Below are 23,309 nucleotides of genomic sequence, written 5' to 3'. Positions count from 1 at the left end.
TGAAGATGGAGCACGTGATTCCGGAGATTCCACCCGAGGTGCACGCACTGATCGGCGTGCCTCAATACGCGGAGGAGTCGACGTTCGCGATCGAGATGGGTTATGTCTACAACACCTGCGCCGCGGTGCAGAACGGCAATCCCCTGTTCTGGGAAGAAGACGTGGCTCGCGAGGTCACGCATGGCTGGATCACGCCGCCGACGATGATGTCGGTGTGGTTCCGTCCGCACTACTGGACGCCGGGTGCAACCGGTGAGCGACTTGCGTTGCAGGCGCACTTCGATCTCAAGCGTCTGCTCGATCTGCCCGAGGCGATCATATCGGGCAACGAAACGGCATTCGGTGAGCCGGTGCGACCGGGTGACCGGCTGCGGGCACACCAGATCGTGCGCTCGATCAGCCAGGTGAAGACGACCAAGCTTGGGCGCGGGCGCTTCTGGCTGATCGACCTCGAGTGCTTCAACGAACGCGGCGAGTTCGTGGGGCGTGATTCGTACGACTGTTTCGGCTACCGGAGGAGCGCATCATGAGCGTGTACCGGCTGCTGACGCACGATCAGGTGAAGGAAGGCGACGCGTTGCCCGAGCTGAGACACGCGGTGACGGCAACCACCGTGGTGCTCGGCGCGATGGCGAGCCGCGACTGGCGTCCCATGCATCACGACCGTGACTTCGCGATCAACAGGAACGGCGTGCGCGACATCTTCATCAATACACCGAACAACGCTGCGTGGTTCGAACGCTTCGTCACCGACTGGACTGGGCCCAGGGGCCGCCTCGGAAGGATGAAGTTCCGCATGAGCGATTCGGTATTCCCCGGCGACGACATGGTCCTCAGCGGACGGGTGGCAGGCACCAGCATCGACGATACCGGCTGCGGCTGGGTCGATCTGGATCTCGCCGTGTCGGTGCAGGGGCAGGTCAAGACTTCCTGTCGTGCGCGGGTGGCGTTGCCACTCGATGCCGCCGACAATCCGTGGGAGCGGCGTAACGAACGCTGGAAACCCTGAACATCGACACACTACGGTCATCATTCACACTCACCAGCAGGCGAATCATCGAGGACAGGCAGCCATGGATTTGAACTTCAGCGAGGAGCAGGTACTTTACCGGGACATGGTGCGTGGCGTGTGTGCCGAGCACAGTACCACCCGTGTGGTGCGCGACACGGAGAATGACCCGGTCGGCATTCCCGCAGGCCTGTGGGAAAAAATGAAGGAGACCGGTCTGCTCGGCATGATGCTGCCGGAAGAATACGGCGGTATCGGTCTCAACACGGTCGATCGTGTGGTGATCTTCGAGGAGCTTGGCCGGGCGCTGGCGCCGGGGCCGTTCTTCGCCAGTTCGGTGATGAGTGCACTGGCGATCCTCAAGGGTGGCAGCGAAGAACAGAAGGCGGCGCTGTTGCCTGCGATCGGTTCCGGTGACCTGATCGTTACGCCGGCGTGGCTGGAACGCGGCAACGGCTTCGGGCCGCAGGGCGTGCAGGTACGCGCAACGCAGAAGGGCGATGGCTACGTGCTGAATGGCACGAAGCGGCACGTGTTCTATGCCAGGGCGGCGCAGAAGCTGCTGGTGCTGGCGCGCAGCGGTGATGCGACGGATGCAATCGACCTGCTGCTCGTCGATACCGCTGCACCGGGCGTGAGCCTGCTGCAGCAGAAGTCGATGGCTTCGGATACCCAGTACCAGGTGAGCTTCGACAACGTGCAGGTTCCGGCGGCGAACCGTATCGGCGCTGTACAGAGCGGCTGGCGGACATGGAACGCGTGCATGCACGAAGGCATCATCCTGCTGGCGGCGTTTGCTGTCGGTGGAGCCGATCGTGCGCTGGAGATGACGGTCGAGTATTCGAAAGGGCGCGAGCAGTTCGGCAAGCCGATCGGTGCATTCCAGTCACTTGCACACTATATGGCCGACGCGGTGGCAGTCATCGAGGGTGCGAAGGTGCTCGTACTCGAGGCGGCCTGGACGCAGGACAAGGGTTACTCGATCGCGCGTCTGGCGCCAATGGCAAAGCTGTTCGCGTGCAACACGTTCCGTGACGTCACCGCGAAGTGCGAACAGATCCATGGCGGCTACGGTTTCACGCTCGAGTACGACATCCAGTTGTTTTTCCGTCGCGCCAAGCAGCAGCAGATGAACTGGTGGGATTCGCGCTACCTCGAGAACCTGATCGCCGCCGAGGTGCTCGATGGTGAAGGCAGGACCATCGAGGACATGTTCGAAGTCTGATTGCCGGACAGCCCGGGGTGGCGGTTGGTCGATAGCGGGGAGAGCCGTGGAATGAGCAGAGGGGCGCTGGCCGGGATCCGGGTCATCGATTTCGGACAGTTGGTTTCGGCGCCTTTCTGCGCGCGGCTGTTTGCCGATTACGGAGCCGACGTGATCAAGGTGGAGCCGCCGGGGGGGGACTCGGCGCGCGCTGCCGGGCCGTTTCCGGGTGATGTACCTGACCCGGAAAAGAGCGGCCTTTACTTCATCACGAACACCAACAAGCGTGGCATCAGCTGCGACGTGACCACCGAGGCGGGCCGTGCGCGTTTCCTGCGCCTGGTGAAGTGGGCCGATCTGCTGATCGAGAACAACACGCCGGCGCAGATGAAGGAGTGGGGCCTCGATTACGCCACGCTCGCCGAAGTCAATCCGAACCTGGTCGTGGTATCGATCACGCCGTTCGGTCAGACCGGACCCTACAGCAACTGGAACGGCTACGACCTCAATGCTTACCACCTCACCGGCGCGAGCAGCCGTTACTGCGGCCGGCCCGGCGAGATGCCGCTCGAACATGGCACCTTCGCCGCGGACTATTACGGTGCGGTAACCGCCGCCGCGTGGGGACTCGCTGCCGTCTACGGCCGGCGCCACACGCACGGCGGACAGCATCTCGATGTTTCAAGCGCCGAAGCGATTGCCGCGACTTTCGTCGGGGGGCAGAACATCGGTCTCTATGCGCAGGATGGCAGGTTCGACAAACGCACCGGTGTTGGCATGCCGCTGGGCGCACCGGCGACGATACTGCCGTGCAAGGACGGACACGTCTGGATGCTGGCGCTCGAGCCGGGACAGTGGAACGGAATACGACAGGTGATGGGCAATCCCGAGTGGGCCGATCTCGAACTGTTCCAGGACATGTTCCAGCGAGCGCAGAACGCCGATTTCCTCTATTCCATGATCGAGGAATGGACGATGCAGCACGGCAAGCTCGAGATCATGGAGAAGTGCCAGGCCGCCGGTGCCCCCGTGGCAGCCGTGTTCACGGTGGCAGAAGTGCAGGCGCATCCGCACCTCGAGGCGCGTGACTACTTCGTCGACGTCGATCATCCGGTACTGGGTACCGTGCGCACGCTCGGAGCGCCATTCAAACTGCCTGCGTCGCCTGGCGGCCCGCATGCACCGGCGCCTCTGCTTGGCCAGCACGATGATGAGGTCGAACGCGAACTGGAGGCGTTCGAGCAACAGCAAGGTGGCGCCCACTGAGGCGTGGTCGGGCAAGCAACCGGACTGGGTGTGGAGCAAGACAATCATGGCAAATGCATTGCCGTTGAAGGGCATACGCGTCGTCAATTTCGGCTGGGTATGGGCGGGTCCGGTCGCAGGCCAGACCCTGGGTTTTCTGGGTGCCGACGTATTGAAAATCGAGTCGCGTGCGCGCATCGACATGATGCGTACACTGCCGCCTTTCGGAGAAGGGATTCCCGACCCGAACCGTAGCCTGTCCAACCATGCGAGCTGGGCCGGCAACGGTTCGGTGTCGCTGAACCTCAAGCAGCCCGAGGCAAAGCAGCTTGCGCTGGATCTGATTGCACGCTCGGATATCGTGATCGAGAACTTCGGTCCGGGAGTGATGGAACAGCTCGGGCTCGGCTACGTCGAACTGCAGAAGGTCAAGCCGGATATCGTGATGCTTTCGATGCCTGCTGCGGGGCTGTACGGTCCGTTGCGGGCGGTGCGTACCTACGGACTCAGCGCTGCATCGACCACGGGTCTGGACAGTCTGGTCGGCTACAAGGGCGGTGACCCCATCCCGGTGGAGAACGCATTCACCGATCCCTTCGTCGGCATCTTCGGGGCGTTTGCGGCACTGACTGCACTGCATCATCGCGACGCCAGCGGGCGTGGCCAGCATATCGACTTCTCGCAGCAGGAGGCGATCATGCATATCACGGGCCCTGCGCAAATCGATTACGTGATGAACGGGCGTATCGGTGGGCCGAAGGGCAACGAACACCCGCTCGGGCTTGCTGCACCGCACGGCGTGTTTCCGTGCGCGGGTGATGACCGCTGGATCAGCATTGCCGTGCCGAGCGAAGCGGAGTGGCAGGCCCTGCGCGCTGCGATGGGCAATCCCGAATGGGCGAACGGTGCACGCTTTGCGAGCCTGGCCGACCGGCTGCAGCACATCGACGCGCTGCACGAGGCGCTCGCAACCTGGACGGTGAACCACGATGACCGCGAGCTTGCAGCGCTGCTGCAGTCGCAGGGCGTTGCCGCAGCGCCGGTGCTGAACATCGGTGATCTGCTGCACGATCCGCATTACCGGGCGCGCAAGACCTTCGTCGAAGTGATCCACCCGCTCGGCTTTCCGGAAACCATCTACGGCGCTTACGTGAAGATGAGCCGCAGCGAACCGGATGTCCGCACCGGGCCGATGATCGGACGCGACAACGACCGCGTGTTCCTGGAGATTCTCGGTCTCTCGGAGCAGCGCTATCGTGAATTGCAGGAGGCGAAGATCATCTATTGATATGCCAGCGTGATCATTGGCACCGTCCGCAGCGTAACGCTTTCCGATAACTCGATGACAAGGAACGGAAAACCATGAAGTTTGCACTTGCTATACCCGGGTTGCTGAACTACCCCGCGTCGATGGCACCCTGGGAGCCGCAGGCTGGCGGCGCCGAGATCCTGAAGTTCGCCCAGCATGCCGATGCGCAGAGCTGGGAGTGGCTCACCATACCCGAGCATCTGTTCATGCCGAACGAGATGACAGAACACATGGGACGGCGCTTTCCCGAGGGTATCTCCGCCTGTGCAGTGCTCGCCGGCGCGACCCGCCGGATCCGGGTGCTGACCTACGTGCTGGTGGTGCCGTACCGTCATCCGCTGCTGCTCGCCAAGCAGATCGCGACGCTGGACTGGCTGAGCGGTGGTCGTTTCACGCTGGGGGCAGCACCAGGGCACCTCGAAGGCGAGTTCGAGATGCTCGGCGTGCCGTTCCGTGAGCGCGGCAAGATGACCGACGAATGCCTCGACGCGATGATCGAGTGCTGGACTGCCGATTCACCGCGCTTCGACGGCAAGTACGCAAAATTCTCCGATATCGCCTTCGAGCCCAAGCCGGTGAGCAAACCGCATGTGCCGATCTTCGTCGGCGGCAACACCGAGGTTGCGATGCGGCGTGCGGCACGCGTAGGCGACGGCTGGATCCCGTGGCTGATCACCGCCGAGCAACTGCCGTCGTCGCTGGAGTTCCTGCGTCGTCAGCCGGGCTACGAAGAGAAGGCGGATCGCTTCGAGGTCGTGATCACCTCCACCGAATACCAGGTCGAGGATTATTCGCACGCCGAGACCGGCGCAACGCGCATCGAGACCAACCGCGACAGGATCCTGTTCGAAATCGAAGCATTGCAGAAGGCCGGGGCCACGGTTGCGCAGGTGTACCCCGCTCGCATGGACACGTTCGAGCAGTGCCTCGACTGGGTGTCGTGGTACAACAGCGACATCATCCCTAACTTCCGTTGATCGATCCCGGAGCAGAAGTCATGGCAAAGGAAGAGAACATGTTGCTGTTCCGCATCGAGGACAGCGTCGGCATCATCACACTGAACCGTCCGCACAAGCTGAACGCGATCAGCTGGGAACTGGCTGCCGAACTGGCTGCGCTGCTGTATTCGCTGCGCGACAACGACGAGGTGCGTGCGATCGTGCTGCACGGCAACGGTCGGGCGTTCTGTGCCGGCGGTGACGTCGACTTTCTCTCGGGCGACAGCGATCGTCCGATGCCGGGCACCTCGGATGCTTCGCGGCCGATGCCGCGTTCGCAACGCAAGACACCGGGTGGTCCCTTCATCGACGCGGTGCGCCAGCTCGTCGCGGTCGACAAGCCGGTGATCGCGGCAATCCAGGGGCACGCGGTCGGCGCCGGGCTGGGATATGCAATGGCCTGCGACCGGCGTTTCGGTGACACCACGACGAAGATGGCGGCGATCTTCACCAATATCGGCGTCTCTCCCGACTGTGGTGTGTCGTGGTTCCTGCCGCGGCTGGTCGGGTTCTCCAACGCGCTGATGCTGGTCGAGACGGCCAAGGTGCTGAATGCCGAGGAAAGCAAGGCGATCGGTTTGCTCGACGAACTGGTGCCTGAAGGCAAGGCTTTCGAGGCGGCGTTCGAGTACGCGCGTTTCATCGCCAGGCGTGCCAGCGTTGCGGTCGACATGGCGCGCCGGTTGATCCATCGCTCGCAGTACGCCACGCTCGAGGACATCCTTGATTACGAGGCGGTTGCCGGCACGATGGTCGCGTCGGCTTTCGATGCGCGCGAGGGGACGCAGGCGTTCCTCGAGAAGCGCAAGCCGGTGTATCGCGGGATCTGAGAGATCCTGCGGATCGGGTCTGCGCGGCGCCGCTTTGTCGCAGCACCGGTCGAACCCGAATCGTGACCGGACTGCCTTCCGGTCGCGTCTGAGGTGACAGAAGCGGGGACAAGCGTATGTGGGGCCGTCTGATCCTGGTGATTTTGCCCGTGCTTCTGGCAGGCTGTGTGCAGCAACAGGGTGCCGGAACCGGCGCCGCAGCCGCTGCCTGCAGCGGTTCCGGTTCGGGGGAGCAGCCATCGCGGCTGTTCCTGCAGCAGGTGTCGGACTCGGGCGCGCTGGTCCGCTGGCGGGGCGAATCCCGCGTGGTGTGCTTCGGTACGCAGCCGGACCGACTGGGCGTGCGCGTGGATGCGCACGAGGAAGGTGGACATATCGAAGCGGCGTTGAGTGGCCTGCAGCCCGATACGGTCTACTACTACGCGCTTGGCGACGTCGGTACGGCGCCGGCGACGCAACATTTTCGTACGGCACCGAAGCGCGGTGACCTGCCTGCCGACGGCAACACACGGATTCTGCTGCTCGGCGACTCCGGCACCGCAGCTGCAGAGCTCGACGGTGGCACCGCACGCGAGGATACGACCGCCATGGCGGTTGCCAATGGTGTTCGCAGTTTCATTGCCGGCGAAGGTGCAGGGGAGGCCACCGACCTGCTGCTGCTGCTTGGAGACAACGCCTATCTGGATGGCTCGGACGAGCAGTGGGAAAAGGCGTTCTTCGGCATCTACCCGCAGATCATGCGTGGCGTCGCGACCTGGCCGACGATCGGTAACCACGAGATGGGGCAGGGACGTGTCGACGTATGCCAGTTTGCACCAATGCCTCGATGTGCAGCCGGCCCCGTCTACAGAACGATGGGAGGCACCAGCGAGTCGACCGATCCTGCCAGCTACGACAGTGACGGAGACGGACCCGATCCCGGAGGCATGCCGTACCTGTCGATCTTCAACCTGCCGACGCGCGCCGAACTCGGCGGGGTGCCGAGCGGCACCGAACAGTACTATTCGTTCGACCACGCCAACATCCATGTCGTCAGCCTGGACTCGCAACTCTCGAATCGCGATCCCGCCCAGCGCGAAGCGATGCGCCAGTGGCTGGTCAATGACCTGGAAGCCAACGACAGCGACTGGACGATCGTGATCTTCCATCACCCGCCGTATTCCAAGGGCGTGCACCACGACTCGGACGCGGAACAGGCCGAAATCGACATGCGCCAGACCTTTGGTCCGGTGTTCGAGGCGCACGGTGTCGACGTCGTTTTCAGTGGCCACGCCCACTCGTACGAGCGCTCCTGGTATCTGCATGGGCACCAGGGCAAATCGACGAGCTTTGACGCCGCACGACACGCGGAGCTGAACCAGGCCGGGGAGCCGGCGATCGGACAGAACGACGAGGCGTATCGACAGATCAGTCCGGGCAGTGGCCGTGACGACAAGGTGGTCTATACGGTTGCCGGCAATGCCGGACAGGCCGATCGCGAAAATCCGTGCCAACCTGGCCATCATCTGATGTGTACCTCTGAAGAGTGGCTGACACATCCGGCGCACCGGCGCTTCGAAACCGGACCGCAGGGCTACCGTCCGCACGGCATCGCACGTACTGGAGCCGTAGTCCTCGACGTCGATCGCAACAAGCTGACCTCGCGCCTGGTCGACCAGCATGGCGAAGTGCTCGACTGGTTCGTGATCGAACGTTGAGTGGCGGTGTGATGCTGCGGGTCGGCAAGTGCATTGCAGTGCTGGCCCTGTGGCTTGTTGCGTGCGCACTGCACGCACACCCCGGAGCGCACGCGAGCCTGATGGTGCTCGATCAGCTCATTGCCACCAACCCGGCCTCGCAGGCACTGCGTATCCGCCGTGCTGCATTGCTTTCGCACGAAGGAATGTTCGACGAGGCGCTGACGGACCTCGAGCAGGCACGCACGCTCGCTGACCCGGGGGCGATCGACTTCGAACTCGGGGTGCTGCAGCTGCGCCGCGGTCGTCTCGACGAGGCACGGCTCGCACTGGACCGCTGGTTGCAGCGTGAGCCACGGGACTTCATGGCTCTGCTGCAGCGGGCCCGCACATTCGGCGCAATGGGCCAGACAGGCGCTGCACTGCAGGATTACGAAGCCTATTTCAGCCTCGCTGTGGCACCGAATCCGGGGGACTATCTCGCCGCAGCGCGTCTGGTGCAGCACGAGGACCCCGTGCAGGCACTGCGCGTGCTGGACGCGGGGCTGGCACGGCTGGGCGAGGTCGTCTCGCTGCAGAAGCTTGCGGTCACGATCGAGCGCCGGCGTGGCAGGCCGGATGGTGCACTCGCCCGCTGGGAAGAGCTCGGTGACGCATTGCACCACGGGCCCGCATGGCAGGTGGAGTTTGCCCGCTTGCTGCTGCTGAACGGTCGGGATGCCGATGCCCTGCAGACGTTGCGGCTTGCCGAGGAACAGCTTGCGGCGCTGCGCAGCACGCCGGCCCGCGACAGGCTGCGCGAGCAGATCTTCAGCCTGCGCGATGCGGCAGGTACGTGAATCCTCAGATCAACTTGTCGGCGCGCAGCTTCTCGAACAGCCGGGCGGCCACCTCGGCCGGCGTGCCGTCGATGAATTCGCAGTGTCCCTGCACTTCCGGCACGTACTGCTTGATCAACTGCACGCGCGGCTGCAGCGCTTCTGCAGGCAGTCCCAGCGAAGACAGTGCGATCTGTTCCGGCTGCTTCTTGCGTGCTGCCATCTTGTCGCGCGCGCTCGGGAAGCGTGGCTCGCCAAGCTCGTTGCTGATGGTCACGACCGCCGGTGGCGCGGCTTCGACGACCTCGTCGCCGTCCGGGGTCACGCGCGTGACGCGCAGCCTGCCGTTCTCGAACGCGATGGCACGCGCGATCGGTGCGATCGGCATGCCGAGCTGTTCGCCGAGCAGGGCGGCCACCACGCCCTGGTCATCGTCGGATGCCTGGCGTCCGCACAGCACCAGATCTGCGCCGCCACTGTTGCGGATGTAGGCCGCAAGCACGTTGGCCACCACGTGGTGGTCGAGTGCGGCCGGATCGGCGTCGATCGCGACGATCTCGTCGGCGCCGAGTGCGGCGCAGTGCTTCAGCGGATCGTGCAGATCACGGCCGATCGAAACTGCGGTGATGCGACAGTCGGCGCCGGCGTCACGCAGGCGCAAGGCGGCTTCCATGGCCTGCTCGTCGTAGGCATTGATCAGGCGCGGGATTGCCGATACGTCCAGCGTCTTGCCGTCGCCGGCGATCTTCAGGTTGCCGGCCAGCACGTAGTTGTTGACTGCTGCGGGATCGAGCACTTCCTTGATGCAGACGACGATACGCATGTACTGCTCCTGTCTTTCATCGGCGCTCCCGCCTGAGTGCGGGATTCGTGGTTCAAAGGTTGACGACCGGTGCCTCGAGCGGGTTCCGGCCGGGGTTCAGTCCTCGTCGAACTCGGTACTGCCGGCATCGCACCACACGGCCTCGTGCGGGTATCCCGGTGGTGCCTTGGTCAGCGAACTCATCAGATACCAGCGCCACGGGAATTCACCGTAGTCGCGGTAATCGCCGGTGAGCGTGCCTGCAAAGAACTGCCGGCCCGCATAACGCGTGCCGGCCAACGCCGCGCCACCGTCGCATTCGGCGCGCCGACCAGCCAGCGCGGGATCGAATCCCGCGCGAAAGTCGACGCCTTCTGCCAGCGGATCAGTCATCGCTCGAGAAACGATCGAACACGTCCAGCGCTTCCTCGACCATATCGGAGAGGATCTGGCGCGCGGGCTTCATCTCGGTCACGTAGTCGATGCCCTGGCCGGCAGCCTCGGTCATCAGGTCCTTGCGCTGGTAGTCGTTGGCGCCCGTGATGTATTCGTTCGAGAGCAACATCTGCAACGGCGGCTTCAGCGCACGCGGTGCGTCTTCGCGCGCCCACTCGACGTGCCATGGGCAACGGATCGTGCGCATGGTGTAGCCCGAGATGCAGTCGGAGTACGAGGTATCGTCCGCGGTCGATTCGATCAGCTTTTCCTTCATCGGCAACGCGACGTCGGATTCGCGCGACGCCAGCCACAGCGAACCGGTCCAGACGCCGTCCGCGCCGAGCGCCAGCGCAGCGGCGAGATGACGACCGGTGGTCACGCCGCCAGCCGCAAGGATCGGGATGCCGGCTGCGCGGGCGACGTCGACCACCTGCGGCACGATCGAAAACGTGCCGATGTTGCCGGTATGACCGGCGGCGTCGTAGCCCTGGGCGATGATCGTGTCGGTACCTGCAGCAATCTGCTTCTTCGCCTGGCGTGGCTTGCCGACCAGTCCCCACACCTGGATGCCCATGTCATGCGCCTTCTTCAGCATGAACTCCGGTGAGCCAAGGCCCGAGGCGATCACCGGCACACGCTCGTCGAACAGCACCTCGAGCTGCTTCAGCGCGCGCGACTGGTCGAGTCCGCCCCAGTCGTTGATCTCGAGCTTCTGCTTCGGCTTCGGCACGTCGTATTTCTTGATGATCATGTCGGTGTATTCGCGCTGTGCGCGCGGAATCATCGCGTAGAGTTCATCGAGCGTCTTTTCCTCGGGCACCGAAGCCGGCAGCACCAGATCGATGCCGAAACGCTTGCCACCGATGCGGTCACGGATCCACTTGATGTCGGCTGCGATCTGATCCGGCGTATGCATCGCTTCGCCGAGTACCGCAAAACCACCGGCATTGATCACTGCGACGGCGACGTCCTTGCAGTGGGTGAATGCGACGACCGGATATTCGATGTCGAGCCGGTCACAGAGTTTGGTATGCAAGGGATTGCGCATGACGGTTGCCCCACAGGGTGATTGACGGTTTTTTCAGGAGCGGAAATTTACTGCGTGGGCCGGGCAAAGGGAACCAGGCGTCGGCGTGTTGCGGTGGGTTGTCCGGATATGAGACTCCATCGTCCTGATTTGATGCGTGGGAGGTGGTGGACGACAGGGGCATGCACTTAGAATGCCGGCTTCAGTTGCGCCGTCACAGCCATCAGTGGGTAATCGCGATGAAGCCGGCACCGTTTGATTATTACGCACCCGATTCACTGGCCGAAGCGGTTGCGCTGCTTGCAAAGTTCGACGACGAGGGTGTCGAAGCCAAGATCCTGGCGGGCGGGCAGAGCCTGATGCCGATGCTGAGCCTGCGCGTCGCGCGACCGGACGTGCTGGTCGACCTGCGCAAGCTCTCCGCACTGGATTACATCCGTGACGAGGGTGGAACGATCGCGATCGGAGCGATGACCAGCAAGCGTGCAGCCGAGGAGTCGGAGCTGATCCGCGCACAGCAGCCGCTGTTCCACGCTGCGACGATGAACGTCGGGCATCTGCCGATCCGCAGCCAGGGTACCGTGGGTGGGTCCTTTGCGAACGCCGATCCGGCAGCCGAATATCCCGCCGCCGCGATCGCGCTCGACATGCAGATGAAGGCGGTCGGACCGGACGGCGAGCGCGTGATCGCAGCGCGTGACTTCTTCGTGACTTACCTGACCACCGATCTGTCGTCGACCGAGATCCTGACCGAAGTGCGCATGCCGGTACTTGCAGCAGGCACCGGCTGGTCGTTCCACGAGATTTCGCGCCGCAAGGGTGATTTTGCACTGGCCGGCGCGGCGGTGCTGCTGTCGCTTTCCGGCGGGCGGATCGCGGATTCACGGGTCGTCGTGTTCGGCGTCAACGCGACGGCGACGCGCCTCGCGACGGCAGAGCAGGTGCTGCGCGGGCAGGCACCGACCGAGGCACTGTATCGCGAGGCCGGGCTGGCCGGAGCTGCCGAGGTCGAGGAGCCGATCGCCGACGTACACGCTTCGGCGGACTTCCGCCGCCATCTGGTGTCGGTGGTGGTGGCACGCGGGCTTGCAGAGGCACAGCCACGCGCACGCGGCTGATTGGCGGGCAATACACAACGGAGATATCGCACCATGGCGCAACGGCAGCGGGTTCGTCTGACGGTGAACGGACGCGAGTACGAACGGGAAGTCGAGCCGCGCATGACGCTGGTCGATTTCCTGCGCCACGAACTGGGGTTGACCGGCACGCACGTCGGCTGCGAACACGGGGTCTGTGGCGCGTGCACGATCATCAGGAACGGTGAGGCGGTGCGCAGTTGCCTGATGCTCGCGGTGCAGGCAGACGGTGCGGAGTTGCGTACCGTCGAAGGTCTTGCCGGGGCTGACGGCCTGCATCCGGTGCAACAGGCATTCATCGAAAGGCATGGGCTGCAGTGCGGCTTCTGCACGCCGGGCTTCCTGATGAGCACGGTCGAACTGCTGGAGACCACCACGGAGCCGAGCGATGAGCAGATCCGCGAGGCGATCGGCGGCAACATCTGCCGTTGCACGGGTTACCAGAGCATCCTGGAGTCGGTGCATCTCGCGGCGCAGAAGATGCGCGCCGGTCAGAGCAGCTGATTCCGGGCTCGCAGGAGACACGCCATGACGACAGCCATCCCGACATCATTCGACGCGCTGCCGACCAGCAAGCGACGCTTCATCGGCCGCGAGGTCGAGCGCATCGAGGACCGTTCGCTGGTCACCGGACACGCGCGGTTCATCGACAATTTCACGCTTCCCGACATGCTGCACTGCGCGATCCTGCGCAGCCCGCATCCGCATGCGCGCATCGTGCGTATCGATACCAGTCGTGCCGAGGCGCTGGCCGGTGTGGCTGCGGTACTGACCGGCGAGGACATGCAGCGCTGGTGCAACCCGATGGGCACCGCTCCCGAAGGCTGGGGCCCGTACAGTCTTGCCGTCGACAAGGCCCGTTTCGTCGGCGAACCGGTCGCGGCGGTTGCGGCGAGCAGTCGCTATATCGCCGAAGATGCCTGCGAGCTGATCGATGTCGACTACGAGCTGCTGCCGTCGGTTCCCGATGCGCACGCGGCACTTGCCGCTTCAGCGGCGCTGCTGTTCGAGGAGAACGGCAGCAACGTGATCATCGAGCGTGATTTCGTCTGGGGTGACGTTGCAGGCGTGTTCGCCAGCGCCGATCGTGTGTTCAACGCGAAATTCCGCTGGAACCGCGTCGGTGCCAACCCGACCGAAACCTTCGGCTGCGTGTGTCAGTGGGATCTGATCGACGACCGCCTGACCTGTCATGGTTCGTACCAGACGCCGAGCTTCATGGGGCTGGGGCGTGCGCACACGCTGCGCGTGCCGGCGAACCGGATCAACGTCGTGAGCCATCCGCAAGGCGGTGGTTTTGGCGGCAAGGGCGGGCCACGCGGCACCGATATCGCCGCTCTGCTCTCGCGCAAGGCTGGCGGCAGGCCGGTGAAGTACATCGAAGACCGCATGGAATACCTGCTTGCCGGTGGTGGTCAGTCGTGGGACCGCTACTACGAGGCGTGGCTGGCCGTGAACGCCGACGGTATCGTGACCGGGCTGCGCGTCCAGTTGCTCGACGACCAGGGCGCCGGCGCGGAGGGTTATGGAACGATTTCGGTCGCCAAACCGATCGCTGCGTTCACCGGCTGCTATCGCATCGAGGCTGCCGAGTACGACTTCAAGGTGGTGTGCAGCAACCGGGCTCCTTCGTATCCGTATCGCGGCTACGGCCCGCCCCCGCACAATCTGGTGCTCGAATCGATGATGGATCTGGCGGCGCGCGAGCTGGGTGTCGACCCGGCCGAATTCCGCCGTCGCAACTACATTCGCCCCGAGCAGTTCCCGTACACGATTCCGAGCGGTAACGAGTACGACAGCGGCAGATACGAGGAAACGCTCGACAAGGCACTCGCGCTGGCCGGTTACGCCGAAATGCGTGCGGTGCAGCAGCGCGCACGGGCCGAGGGTCGCTACGTCGGCATCAGCGTGGTGAGCACCATCGAGCCGGGCGTGTTCGACTGGAACGCCTACGCGACCGTCGGCGTACCCGGTGTGGGTGTTCCCGAGGGCGTGTCGATCGGCATCAACCTGCTCGGCGAGGTCACGGCCCGTGTGGGTTTCAACCTGCAGGGCCAGGGCCAGTACACGGTGGCGGCCCAGTTGCTTGCCGACTGGTTCAGCGTCGAGATGAGCGCGGTGCGCGTGGTGTACGCCGACACCGACAACGCACCACCGCATTTCGGGCAGGGTGGCAGCCGCCTCGGGGTGGCAATCACGGGTGCCATACTCGGGGCGTGTCAGAAGATCACCGAGAAGCTTTGCCGCGCGGCTTCGGTGCTGTTGCAGGTGCCCTACGAGCAGGTCGAACTGATGGACGGCATGCTGCGGGTACGCGAGACGCCAGCCGATCGTCCCGTCGGCGACATGTACATGGGTGGCGTACCGAGCGTGCGTGCCACGCCACACGCGCAGATCCCGCTGGCGCAGGTGGTCGGGGCGATGCTCGCGCGCAGTGACCTGCTGCCCGAGGGCATGGAGCCGAATGCCTCGGCAACCAGCGTCTGGACGGCGCCGGGGCGCACCATGCCCGACGAGAACGGGCGCTGCAAGAGTTACCTGACGGCTGCAAATTGCTGCCACGTGGTGATGGTCGAAGTCGATGCGGATACCGGCAAGACCGCGATCCTGAAATACGTGATTGCCGATGATTGCGGCGTGCGGCTCAATCCGGCGAACGTGGAAGGCCAGCTCCAGGGCGGGGTGGCGCAGGGTGTGGGTGCAGCGCTGCTCGAGCAGTACGTCTACAGCGACGAAGGTCAGCCCCTGGTGTCGACCTACATGGATTATCTGGTGCCTACGATCAACGAGGTGCCGATGACGGAGAAGACCTCGCTCGAGACACCATCGCCGTTCACCCCGCTCGGTGCCAAGGGTTGTGGCGAAGGAGCGATTCATACGACCCCTGCAGCCGTGCTGCTGGCGATCAACGATGCGCTGGAGCCACTCGGGGTACAGATGCGCGAGACACCGGCCTCGCCGCATCGGGTGTGGTCGATGATCCGTTCTGCGCGTGGCGCGCGTGATTCCGTCTGAGGGAGTGGTGAATTCGCGATGAATACGATGATGTTGCTTGAGATGGCGGCGCAGGGCTTCGGCGAGCGCACTGCCTTTGTCAATGGAGACGACTCGTTCACGTATCAGTCGCTGTTCGATGCTGCGGGTCGTGTCGCGGCGACACTGCGAGCCAGCGGGACCAGGCACCTCGCGATGCTCGACGAGAATTCGCTGGCGTGTCCGCTCGGGCTGTACGCCAGTTCGTGGGCCGGGATTCCGTACGTTCCGATCAACTACCGGTTGACGGCAGCCGAGATCGATGCGCTGCTCGAGCGCGTGAAGCCCTGCGTGCTGGTCACCAGTCCCGAGCGCGCTGCCGCCTACGCAGGACGCGAAGGGCTGAGCGTGAAATCGCGTGACGAGTTTCTCGCCGAGGCGCGCGGTGACGGTGCGCCCGCGGCTGAATGGTCGATGGACGCCGAGGATGTCGGTGTGCTGTTGTTCACGAGCGGCACCACGGGCGTGCCGAAGGCGGCGATCCTGCGCCAGAAGCATCTGGTGTCGTATATCCTGAGCTCCGTGGAGTTCTGCTCTGCGGACGAAGACGACGGCATCCTGGTGTGTGTGCCGCCGTATCACGTGGCGGGAATCGCCTCGGTGCTGAGTTCGACCTACTCGGGCCGGCGCGTGGTGCAGTTGCCGAACTTCACGGCTGAGGTATGGCTGGAGCAGGCACGACGCTATCACGTGAGCAATGCCTTCGTGGTGCCGACGATGCTGGCGCGTATCGTCGAGGCACTCGAAGGCGCCGAGTCGGCCAGGCTGCCGGATCTGCGAGCGCTCTCCTACGGCGGTGGCAAGATGCCGCTGTCGGTGATCGAACGTGCGATGACACTGTTTCCCGACACCGACTTCACGAACGCGTACGGGTTGACGGAGACGAGTTCGACGATTGCGGTACTCGGCCCGCAGGATCACCGTGATGCGGTTGCCAGTGATGATCCGGCCGTGCGGCGCCGGTTGGTGTCGGTCGGACGTGGTCTGCCCGGCGTCGAGATCCAGATCCGTTCCGACGAAGGCAAGGTGCTCGGGCCCGGAGAGCGCGGCGAGATCTACGTGCGTGGCGAGCAGGTTTCGGGTGAATACGCCGGTCGTGGCAGCGTACTCGACAAGGACGGCTGGTTCCCGACGCGCGACGCCGGCAGCAAGGACGCCGACGGCTATCTGTTTCTCGAAGGCCGTGCCGACGACGTGATCGTGCGCGGTGGTGAAAACATGTCGCCCGGCGAAATCGAGGACGTACTGCTCGAACATGCAGCGGTCGCCGACGCAGCGGTCGTCGGTGTGCCGGACGAGCAGTGGGGAGAAGGTGTGGCCGCCGCGGTGGTGCTGAAGCCGGGGCGCCAGGCCGACGTTGCCGAACTGCAGGAGTGGGTCAAGCAGCACCTGCGCTCCTCGCGGGTGCCGCAACTGATCCAGTTCTGGCCGACGCTGCCGTACAACGAGACCGGCAAGCTGCTGCGCCGCATTGTGAAGGCAGATCTGTCCAGGGCAGTGGACTGACGACCGAGGCAAGGGGCGTTCAGTCCTCCTCGATCGCGTCGATCAGTCCCCATGCGAGTGCAGTCGGTGCATCGATACGGCGCGCCGACAGCGCAAGCCAGGCTGTGCGCTGGCGGCCCACGCGGCGGGTGATGCTGACCGTGCCGCCGGCGCCTGGAATCAGACCCAGCGAGATTTCCGGCAACTGGAACAAGGTGTCCGGCGTGGCAACGATGCGTCCGGCAAAGGCGGGCAGCTCGATGCCGGAGCCGATGCAGGCGCGATGTACGTGACATTCGACACGCGGTGCCAGTTCGGCGATCAGCCGGCCTGCGTTGCGTGTCGAGCGGATTGCGTGAGCGGCAGGGAGGTCGCTCGCGAGCCCGAATTCCTCGAGATCACCACCACTGCAGAAACACGCTCCAGCGCCGCGGATGCGCGCACGGTGCAGCGTAGGGTCGCTGGCCAGCAGATGCAGCGCCGCGACCAGCCCGTCGCGCATCGCGGTCGAGAACGCGTTGCGTGCGGCGGGGCGGTTCAGTGTGATCTCGAGCACACCGTCCGTGCGTGCCAGCAGCACCGGTGGCTCGGCGTCCACCGCGACCTTGGGAGCGGTGCCGCGCCTGGCGAGGAATGCATGGTATTCCGCGCCCCCCTGCAGCGTGGCGAAGGCCAGTGATTCGGCGAGCAGGCCGTCCGTGATCGTCGCGCGTGCAGTGTGGCGCAGCACCTGTACCAGCACCATCGCCGCGCGCGGATGCGTGCGGATGTTGCGGATCAGCGTTTGCGCGTCGCGCGCCGATTCCACGACCACGTCCGCCAGCGCGGCGACAGCAGTGCTGTGCGCTGGCGCACCGGGGGGCCGTATCGCGATCACCGGGCAGGCCAGCTCACCGAGTGCGGCGAGCGTGCCAACGTCTGCTGGTGGTGTGCCAGCAGTGGTATCGAAGAGCAGGAACGGCTGTTCGGTCAGTGGTGAAAACCGTTCGCGACGTTCGGGGTCGGCGAGCAGTGACGGCAGCTCTTGCAGGGCGAGGATCGCATCGTCCATTACATTCTCCGTAGGCTCGTTTATGATGCTGCGCGTGGCATCGAGGTATTCCGGCGTGCAGCCGTGACCATTCGGAGTGTCCGGATTTGCGACTTTCCAGGCCGGAATTGACGCGCTGGCAGAACGTCCGCGTGGCGTCACAGCATTAGGATACGCAATCGGAAAAAGAACGCGATGGATGGGCGACGAAGATGAGTGGTGCGCTGGACGATATCGTGGTGCTGGATCTGACGCGAAACTTCGCGTCGTCGATGTCGGCGGCGTTCCTCGCCGATTTCGGCGCGCGTGTGATCCGCCTCGAGACACTCGGTGAGGCGGACGCGGTGCCCGGTACGGCTGATTCACCGTGCGCCGGCGCGTGGAACCACGAAGCGGACCTGATTCACCGCAACAAGCAGAGTGTGCGCATCGACGTGCACGGCGAGCGTGGTCGTGCAGTGCTCGACGACATTGCTGCGTGCTGCGACGTGATCCTGACCGACTGGCCGTTGGCCGAACTGGAGGCGGTGGGTCTCGACTACGCCAGCGCTTCGGCGCGACGTGGTGACATCATCGTTGCGCGGATTTCCGGTTTTGGCCCGCGTGGCAAGGACCGCGACCTGCCGCCGATCGACGAGTTGGCGGCTGCGCGTACCGGCATGATGCCGATCGTGCAGCAGCCCGGGAAACCGCCGGTCTATACCGGTGCCGGTGCGATGCACTCGACCGTGCTGCTTGCCTTCGGGATCATGACGGCACTGGTACACCGCCAGGCCACCGGTGAAGGGCAGCAGGTGGATACCTCGCTGTTTGCGGCGAACATGTACGGTGCCAGCCTCGATCTGCAGGCTTTCCTCGCGATCGGCAAGGGCGACCGACTGCTGAACCCGATCTCGCGTCTCGATGTCTCCAACCCGATGTCCGGTTCGCTGTACCCGAGTGCCGACGGGCGCTGGGTCACGCTGACGATGCCGGATACGGATCGCTGGTGGCCGGAATTTTCGAAGATGGTTGGCATCGCCACCGACGATCCGCGCTTCGACACCCACGAGAAGCGCTGTGAACTCAACCGTCTTGAGCTGATCCACGAGCTCGAGGCTGCGTTCGCGCGCCAGCCGGCCGGGCACTGGCGTGCGCTGTTCGAGGAAAAGGGTCTGTCGGCCGATATCATCGAGCGTTTCGATTACCCGGCGAATGACCCGCAGGCGCTCGTCAACCGTTACATCCTCGAGCTCGATCACCCCACGCACGGGCGTGTGAAGAGTCTCGGCTTCCCGATCTACATGAGCGAGAGCCCTGCGCGCCTGGCCAGCCTGGCACCGTGCCGCGGTCAGCATACGGCACAGGTGTTGCGCGAGCTGCTGGACTATCCGGCAGAGACGATCCATGAACTCGGCACCCAGGGTGTCATCGCCTGAGCAATACGGAAGGTTCATCGTGGCAAGAGCATTGGAAGGCGTTCGCGTCATCGATCTGACGGTATGGTTCCAGGGGCCGGTTTCGGCGCAGTATCTGGCCGACTTCGGTGCGGAAGTGATCAAGGTCGAGCGCCCGCAGGGCGGCGATCAGGCGCGCGGCGTGCGCAGCATCAAGTCGCTCGAGATCGGCGACTGGAACCAGTACTTCCTGGTCATCAACCGCAACAAGAAGGGCCTGGTGATCGACCTGCGCAAACCCGAAGGCAGGCAGATCATGTACCGGCTGGTCGAGAAGTGCGACGTGTTCCTGTCGAACATGTCGCCCGAGCTGCTCGAAGGCTGGGGCTTGTCGTGGGAGAAGCTGCGCGAGGTCAATCCGCGGCTGGTGTACGCGACGAATACCGGCTACGGGCGTATCGGCGGTGTGTCACGGCCTTCGTTCGACATGACCGTGCAGGCACTCACCGGCATCATGGCGCGCCTGGGCGAACCGGGTGAGCCGCCGATCTACCTCGGCATGGGATCGGGTGACGCCTACGGCGGCATCATGTCGGCGTTCGCGATCGCGACTGCGCTGTATCAGCGCAATCGCAGTGGACACGGTCAGTGCATCGACGCCTCGCTCTACGGTGCACAGCTCTATCTCGCAGCGCCGCAGTTGCAGTCCTATCTCGCCGGCAACGAAGGCCGTGCGCTGCAGCACTCGCGTCGCGAAGCGTTGAATCCGCTGTGGAATCTGTACCCGGCACGCGGCAAGTGGGTCTACGTCTGCGAACGCAACGAGGACGCACGCTTTGTCCTGCTTGCCGAGGCGTTCGGCGATCCGGGGCTGGCGAAGGATCCACGCTTCGCCAGCGCCGGGGCGCGTGCGCAGAACAACGTCGCACTGATCGATGCGCTGGATGCACTCGCGGCGACACTCGATCACGAGCCACTGCTGGCGGCGCTCGCAGAGCGCGGGCTGGTTGCGGCACCGGTGAATACGCTCGCCGATGTGATCCGCGACGAGCAGGCGTGGGACAACGACTACCTGATGAAGGCCTGGTGCGAGGAAGTGCGCCGCGAGGTGGACGTCCGCGGGTTGCCGGTCGCGCTGTCGAAGACGCCGGGGCAGATCGATTCGCTGGGGCCCCAGCTTGGACAGGACACCGAACTGCTGATGATGGATCTGCTCGAGTACTCGTGGGACGAGATCGAGGCATTCAAGGCGGCTGGTGCGATTCCCTGATCGCGGAGGCCGGTGAAAACAACGCGGTATGCAATGGTGGTGCAACGATGAGCGAGATGGCACAAGCGAAGTGGAGTGACTGGACCTCGCCCGGTGGCGAGGGACTCGACGATTTCGTCGAGATCATCTACGAGAAGAAGTTTCACCAGCAGCTCGGCGGTGGCGTGGCGCGCATCACGCTGAACAAGCCGGACAAGATGAACACACTGACGCTGGCGACCGTCGAGGAAATGTTCCGCGCCTTCTACGACGCCAATCACGATCCGATGATCGGGGTGATCGTGGTGGCCGCGAAGGGCAAGCATTTCGGCGCAGGTGGTGATGTGCAGTGGGAGCGCTGGGGATTGCGCGGTGCGTTCTACAACCGCTATCCGCACAATCGCCTGATGCGCATGTCGCGCAAGCCGATCATCGCGCAGGTGCAGGGCTACTGCATCGCGGGCCACAACCACATGGCGTATTGCTGTGACTTCACGATCGCTGCCGAGAATGCGATCTTCGGACAGGCGGGCGCGCGGGTATCCTCGCCGGCCGACGGCTTCTTCGTACCGTACCTGACCAAGGTGATCGGTGCGAAGAAGGCGCGCGAGATGTGGATGCTGTGCCGCAAGTACAAGGCGCAGGAAGCGCTCGATATGGGCCTGGTGAACACGGTGGTACCGCTCGATCAGCTCGAGGCGGAAGTAGACCGGTGGAGCGAGGAAATGCTCGCGCTCAGCCCCGGTTGCCTCGAGGTGCTGAAGGCTTCGTTCGACCAGGAGATGGACGGTTACCGCGAGCAGTGTGTCACGTCGGCGGCGCTGTACCCGGACTGGTTCGACATGCCCGAGGGCAAGGAGGGTGGGGCCGCATTCCTCGCCAAGCGTACGCCGGAGTTCTGGGATATCCGCCGGCGTGCCGCCGAGGCGCAGCAGCAACTGCTCGACGACTACGAGGCGCAACAGCCGAAGAAGTGACGGCGACCACCGGGAGGCTATCGACGTGGATCTGAAGGACAAGGCCTGCATCGTCGGTATCGGCGAGACGCGCTATTGCCGCAAGCCGGGATCGGGCATGAGCGAGGAAGCGCTGCAGATGGCTGCCACGCGCGCCGCGCTCGAGGATGCTGGCCTGAAGGGACGCGACCTCGACGGTATCCTGGCGTTCCCGAACGTGGGTCGCTGCGAGGCGCTGGCGGCGAACCTCGGCTGCTCGAACCTGCGCTTCGCGGCGATCATCCACATGGGTGGCGCCACTCCGGTGGCGTCGCTGCGTCTTGCGGCGATGGCGATCGCAACCGGACAGGCCAACTACGTGTTGATTCCGGGTGGATGGAACGGCTATTCGGGTGCGCGTGTCCGTGAAACGGTCTCCACCGACATGCATTCACTGCCCGGTGGTCCGATTGCCTGGGACTACTACCTGCCGCACGGCCTGACCGCGCCTCCGCAGTGGTATGCGCTGATGGCGCGCCGTCACATGCACGAATACGGCACCAGGCACGAGCAGCTCGGTGCGGTTGCGGTCGCGATGCGCCGCCACGCACAGCTCAATCCAGGCGCGGTGATGTGCGGCAAGCCGCTGACGCTCGATGACTACATGGCCTCGCCCATGCTTGCCGACCCGTACCGCGTCAACGACTGCTGTCTGGAAACCGACGGTGGCACCGCGGTGATCGTCACTTCACCGGAGCGTGCGCGCGATCTCGGCCAGCAGCCGGTCTACATCATGGGTGCTGCGGCAGGCCAACCGTATCCGGCCGACGAGATCACGAACCGCCGCGACTTCCACGGCACCGGCCTGACGATTGCCGCACCGGAAGCGTTCCGCATGGCCGGCGTCACCCCGGCCGACGCCGATTTTGCGCAGATCTACGACTGCTTCACCTTCGAGGTGATCCAGCAGCTCGAGGAAGCGGGTTTCTGCAAGCGCGGCGACGGTGGTCCCTTCGTGGAGAACGGCGCGATCGAACTCGGCGGCAGGTTGCCTGTGAACACACACGGCGGGTTGCTGTCGGAGGCACATTCGCTCGGGATCGGACATATCGTCGAAGCGGTCAAGCAGTTGCGTGCCAGTGCCGGTGAGCGTCAGGTCGAGGGCGCCGAGATCGGTGTGGTGACTGGCTGGGGTGATTTCGGTGACGGCAGCATCGCGATCCTGCGGCGCTAGGCATGAGTTCGAGGAGAGTATGCGATGAGCGAACCTGCAGCTGTCTACTATGACAAGCCGCTGCCGCGGCTCGAGGGCCTGAGCGGCGAGTTCTACGGCTGGTGCAAGCAGCGTGAGTTGCGTTTCCAGCGCTGCAAGGACTGCGGCTCGTTCCGTCACGTGCCGCGCTCGATGTGTCCGGAATGCAACTCGATGGATTGGGAGTGGGGGCGCTCGAGTGGTCGCGGTACGGTGTATACATGGACCGTGGTCGAACGCGCACTGCACCCTGCCTTCATGAAAGCCACGCCACTCGCGCCGGTGGTCGTCGAGATGGAGGAGGGCGTGCGCCTGCTGTCGACGCTGGTCGACTGTGCACCGCAGGAACTCGCGATCGGCATGCCGGTGGAAGTGGTGTTCGAAGACGTGACCCCGGAGGTCACGTTGCCGCGTTTTCGCCGCGTGCGCGGCTGATACGTTCCGATCAACGACACGA

The 23,309-nt window shown here is 64.4% G+C and carries 22 protein-coding genes; 18 read left to right on the top strand and 4 right to left on the bottom strand.

The annotated features are described in order from the left end of the window. The first annotated feature begins 5 nt into the window (after window positions 1-5). From H7A12_07685 to H7A12_07645, 9 genes are all read left to right on the top strand, one after another. Complete coding sequence (locus tag H7A12_07685; GenBank protein ID MCP5320693.1) at window positions 6-530, top strand: MaoC family dehydratase N-terminal domain-containing protein; 525 nt, start codon at window positions 6-8, stop codon at window positions 528-530. Beyond that, window positions 527-1,009, top strand: a complete 483-nt coding sequence (locus tag H7A12_07680) for a hypothetical protein (GenBank protein MCP5320692.1) — start codon at window positions 527-529, stop codon at window positions 1,007-1,009. The genes H7A12_07685 and H7A12_07680 overlap by 4 nt, the downstream gene beginning before the upstream one ends. A gap of 64 nt (window positions 1,010-1,073) precedes the next feature. Further along, a complete protein-coding gene (locus tag H7A12_07675) occupies window positions 1,074-2,234 on the top strand; it encodes an acyl-CoA/acyl-ACP dehydrogenase (GenBank protein ID MCP5320691.1) in 1,161 nt (386 codons plus the stop codon). A gap of 51 nt (window positions 2,235-2,285) precedes the next feature. After that, complete coding sequence (locus H7A12_07670) at window positions 2,286-3,479, top strand: CoA transferase (protein ID MCP5320690.1); 1,194 nt, start codon at window positions 2,286-2,288, stop codon at window positions 3,477-3,479. A gap of 46 nt (window positions 3,480-3,525) precedes the next feature. After that, a complete protein-coding gene (locus tag H7A12_07665) occupies window positions 3,526-4,746 on the top strand; it encodes a CoA transferase (protein MCP5320689.1) in 1,221 nt (406 codons plus the stop codon). Between the two features lie 74 nt (window positions 4,747-4,820). Then, entirely contained in the window at window positions 4,821-5,744 is a 924-nt protein-coding gene (locus H7A12_07660; GenBank protein ID MCP5320688.1) for a TIGR03619 family F420-dependent LLM class oxidoreductase, read from the top strand. 20 nt (window positions 5,745-5,764) lie between these two features. After that, window positions 5,765-6,595 carry an enoyl-CoA hydratase/isomerase family protein gene (locus tag H7A12_07655; GenBank protein ID MCP5320687.1) on the top strand — a complete coding sequence of 277 codons (831 nt, stop codon included), beginning with the start codon at window positions 5,765-5,767 and terminating at the stop codon, window positions 6,593-6,595. Between the two features lie 116 nt (window positions 6,596-6,711). Next, window positions 6,712-8,292: a metallophosphoesterase family protein gene (locus tag H7A12_07650; GenBank protein ID MCP5320686.1), complete on the top strand. Its 1,581-nt coding sequence runs from the start codon at window positions 6,712-6,714 to the stop codon at window positions 8,290-8,292. Further along, window positions 8,289-9,110 carry a hypothetical protein gene (locus H7A12_07645; GenBank protein MCP5320685.1) on the top strand — a complete coding sequence of 274 codons (822 nt, stop codon included), beginning with the start codon at window positions 8,289-8,291 and terminating at the stop codon, window positions 9,108-9,110. Before H7A12_07650 ends, H7A12_07645 begins: the two co-directional genes overlap by 4 nt. Before the next feature lie 4 nt (window positions 9,111-9,114). Here the strand turns inward: H7A12_07645 and H7A12_07640 are convergent, their stop codons facing one another. From H7A12_07640 to H7A12_07630, 3 genes are all read right to left on the bottom strand, one after another. Then, a complete protein-coding gene (locus tag H7A12_07640; protein MCP5320684.1) occupies window positions 9,115-9,912 on the bottom strand; it encodes an electron transfer flavoprotein subunit beta/FixA family protein in 798 nt (265 codons plus the stop codon). Between the two features lie 96 nt (window positions 9,913-10,008). Continuing rightward, the gene (locus tag H7A12_07635) at window positions 10,009-10,284 is read right to left on the bottom strand and encodes a hypothetical protein (protein MCP5320683.1); all 276 of its coding nucleotides are present in this window, start codon (window positions 10,282-10,284) and stop codon (window positions 10,009-10,011) included. Then, window positions 10,277-11,377, bottom strand: a complete 1,101-nt coding sequence (locus H7A12_07630) for a nitronate monooxygenase (protein ID MCP5320682.1) — start codon at window positions 11,375-11,377, stop codon at window positions 10,277-10,279. Before H7A12_07630 ends, H7A12_07635 begins: the two co-directional genes overlap by 8 nt. A 218-nt stretch (window positions 11,378-11,595) precedes the next feature. Between H7A12_07630 and H7A12_07625 the strand changes: the two genes are divergently transcribed. Genes H7A12_07625 through H7A12_07610 form a run of 4 tightly spaced genes read left to right on the top strand, consistent with a single transcriptional unit; the run spans window position 11,596 to window position 17,031 of the window. Then, complete coding sequence (locus H7A12_07625) at window positions 11,596-12,474, top strand: xanthine dehydrogenase family protein subunit M (GenBank protein ID MCP5320681.1); 879 nt, start codon at window positions 11,596-11,598, stop codon at window positions 12,472-12,474. Between the two features lie 33 nt (window positions 12,475-12,507). Beyond that, window positions 12,508-12,996, top strand: coding sequence for a (2Fe-2S)-binding protein (locus H7A12_07620; protein MCP5320680.1), 489 nt, complete (start codon window positions 12,508-12,510; stop codon window positions 12,994-12,996). A 24-nt stretch (window positions 12,997-13,020) separates the two neighbouring features. Continuing rightward, window positions 13,021-15,507, top strand: a complete 2,487-nt coding sequence (locus tag H7A12_07615) for a xanthine dehydrogenase family protein molybdopterin-binding subunit (protein MCP5320679.1) — start codon at window positions 13,021-13,023, stop codon at window positions 15,505-15,507. An 18-nt stretch (window positions 15,508-15,525) separates the two neighbouring features. Further along, complete coding sequence (locus H7A12_07610; GenBank protein ID MCP5320678.1) at window positions 15,526-17,031, top strand: acyl--CoA ligase; 1,506 nt, start codon at window positions 15,526-15,528, stop codon at window positions 17,029-17,031. A 19-nt stretch (window positions 17,032-17,050) separates the two neighbouring features. Here the strand turns inward: H7A12_07610 and H7A12_07605 are convergent, their stop codons facing one another. After that, the gene (locus H7A12_07605; protein MCP5320677.1) at window positions 17,051-18,061 is read right to left on the bottom strand and encodes an enoyl-CoA hydratase/isomerase family protein; all 1,011 of its coding nucleotides are present in this window, start codon (window positions 18,059-18,061) and stop codon (window positions 17,051-17,053) included. Between the two features lie 191 nt (window positions 18,062-18,252). On the opposite strand from H7A12_07605, the gene H7A12_07600 reads away from it, so the two are divergent. The 5 genes from H7A12_07600 to H7A12_07580 are packed head-to-tail and all read left to right on the top strand — an operon-like array spanning window position 18,253 to window position 23,287. Beyond that, complete coding sequence (locus H7A12_07600; GenBank protein MCP5320676.1) at window positions 18,253-19,458, top strand: CoA transferase; 1,206 nt, start codon at window positions 18,253-18,255, stop codon at window positions 19,456-19,458. Between the two features lie 19 nt (window positions 19,459-19,477). Next, entirely contained in the window at window positions 19,478-20,686 is a 1,209-nt protein-coding gene (locus H7A12_07595) for a CoA transferase (protein MCP5320675.1), read from the top strand. 47 nt (window positions 20,687-20,733) lie between these two features. Then, a complete protein-coding gene (locus tag H7A12_07590; protein ID MCP5320674.1) occupies window positions 20,734-21,642 on the top strand; it encodes an enoyl-CoA hydratase/isomerase family protein in 909 nt (302 codons plus the stop codon). A 25-nt stretch (window positions 21,643-21,667) separates the two neighbouring features. After that, window positions 21,668-22,834: a transporter gene (locus H7A12_07585; GenBank protein MCP5320673.1), complete on the top strand. Its 1,167-nt coding sequence runs from the start codon at window positions 21,668-21,670 to the stop codon at window positions 22,832-22,834. 24 nt (window positions 22,835-22,858) lie between these two features. After that, window positions 22,859-23,287, top strand: coding sequence for an OB-fold domain-containing protein (locus H7A12_07580; protein MCP5320672.1), 429 nt, complete (start codon window positions 22,859-22,861; stop codon window positions 23,285-23,287). Window positions 23,288-23,309: the final 22 nt, after the last annotated feature.

The organism is Pseudomonadales bacterium (assembly GCA_024234165.1).
Lineage (GTDB): Bacteria > Pseudomonadota > Gammaproteobacteria > Pseudomonadales > UBA5518 > UBA5518.
This window is presented reverse-complemented; position numbering and strand designations above follow the sequence as displayed.

Bases quoted from the DNA above. Each gene is read 5' to 3' on its own strand.
- H7A12_07655 (MCP5320687.1), top strand. From the start codon at position 5,765: ATGGCAAAGGAAGAGAACATGTTGCTGTTCCGCATCGAGGACAGCGTC.
- H7A12_07680 (MCP5320692.1), top strand. From the start codon at position 527: ATGAGCGTGTACCGGCTGCTGACGCACGATCAGGTGAAGGAAGGCGAC.
- H7A12_07685 (MCP5320693.1), top strand. From the start codon at position 6: ATGGAGCACGTGATTCCGGAGATTCCACCCGAGGTGCACGCACTGATC.
- H7A12_07665 (MCP5320689.1), top strand. From the start codon at position 3,526: ATGGCAAATGCATTGCCGTTGAAGGGCATACGCGTCGTCAATTTCGGC.
- H7A12_07630 (MCP5320682.1), bottom strand. From the start codon at position 11,377: ATGCGCAATCCCTTGCATACCAAACTCTGTGACCGGCTCGACATCGAA.
- H7A12_07605 (MCP5320677.1), bottom strand. From the start codon at position 18,061: ATGGACGATGCGATCCTCGCCCTGCAAGAGCTGCCGTCACTGCTCGCC.
- H7A12_07650 (MCP5320686.1), top strand. From the start codon at position 6,712: ATGTGGGGCCGTCTGATCCTGGTGATTTTGCCCGTGCTTCTGGCAGGC.
- H7A12_07615 (MCP5320679.1), top strand. From the start codon at position 13,021: ATGACGACAGCCATCCCGACATCATTCGACGCGCTGCCGACCAGCAAG.
- H7A12_07620 (MCP5320680.1), top strand. From the start codon at position 12,508: ATGGCGCAACGGCAGCGGGTTCGTCTGACGGTGAACGGACGCGAGTAC.
- H7A12_07590 (MCP5320674.1), top strand. From the start codon at position 20,734: ATGAGCGAGATGGCACAAGCGAAGTGGAGTGACTGGACCTCGCCCGGT.
- H7A12_07675 (MCP5320691.1), top strand. From the start codon at position 1,074: ATGGATTTGAACTTCAGCGAGGAGCAGGTACTTTACCGGGACATGGTG.
- H7A12_07640 (MCP5320684.1), bottom strand. From the start codon at position 9,912: ATGCGTATCGTCGTCTGCATCAAGGAAGTGCTCGATCCCGCAGCAGTC.
- H7A12_07625 (MCP5320681.1), top strand. From the start codon at position 11,596: ATGAAGCCGGCACCGTTTGATTATTACGCACCCGATTCACTGGCCGAA.
- H7A12_07610 (MCP5320678.1), top strand. From the start codon at position 15,526: ATGAATACGATGATGTTGCTTGAGATGGCGGCGCAGGGCTTCGGCGAG.
- H7A12_07670 (MCP5320690.1), top strand. From the start codon at position 2,286: ATGAGCAGAGGGGCGCTGGCCGGGATCCGGGTCATCGATTTCGGACAG.
- H7A12_07635 (MCP5320683.1), bottom strand. From the start codon at position 10,284: ATGACTGATCCGCTGGCAGAAGGCGTCGACTTTCGCGCGGGATTCGAT.
- H7A12_07660 (MCP5320688.1), top strand. From the start codon at position 4,821: ATGAAGTTTGCACTTGCTATACCCGGGTTGCTGAACTACCCCGCGTCG.
- H7A12_07580 (MCP5320672.1), top strand. From the start codon at position 22,859: ATGAGCGAACCTGCAGCTGTCTACTATGACAAGCCGCTGCCGCGGCTC.
- H7A12_07600 (MCP5320676.1), top strand. From the start codon at position 18,253: ATGAGTGGTGCGCTGGACGATATCGTGGTGCTGGATCTGACGCGAAAC.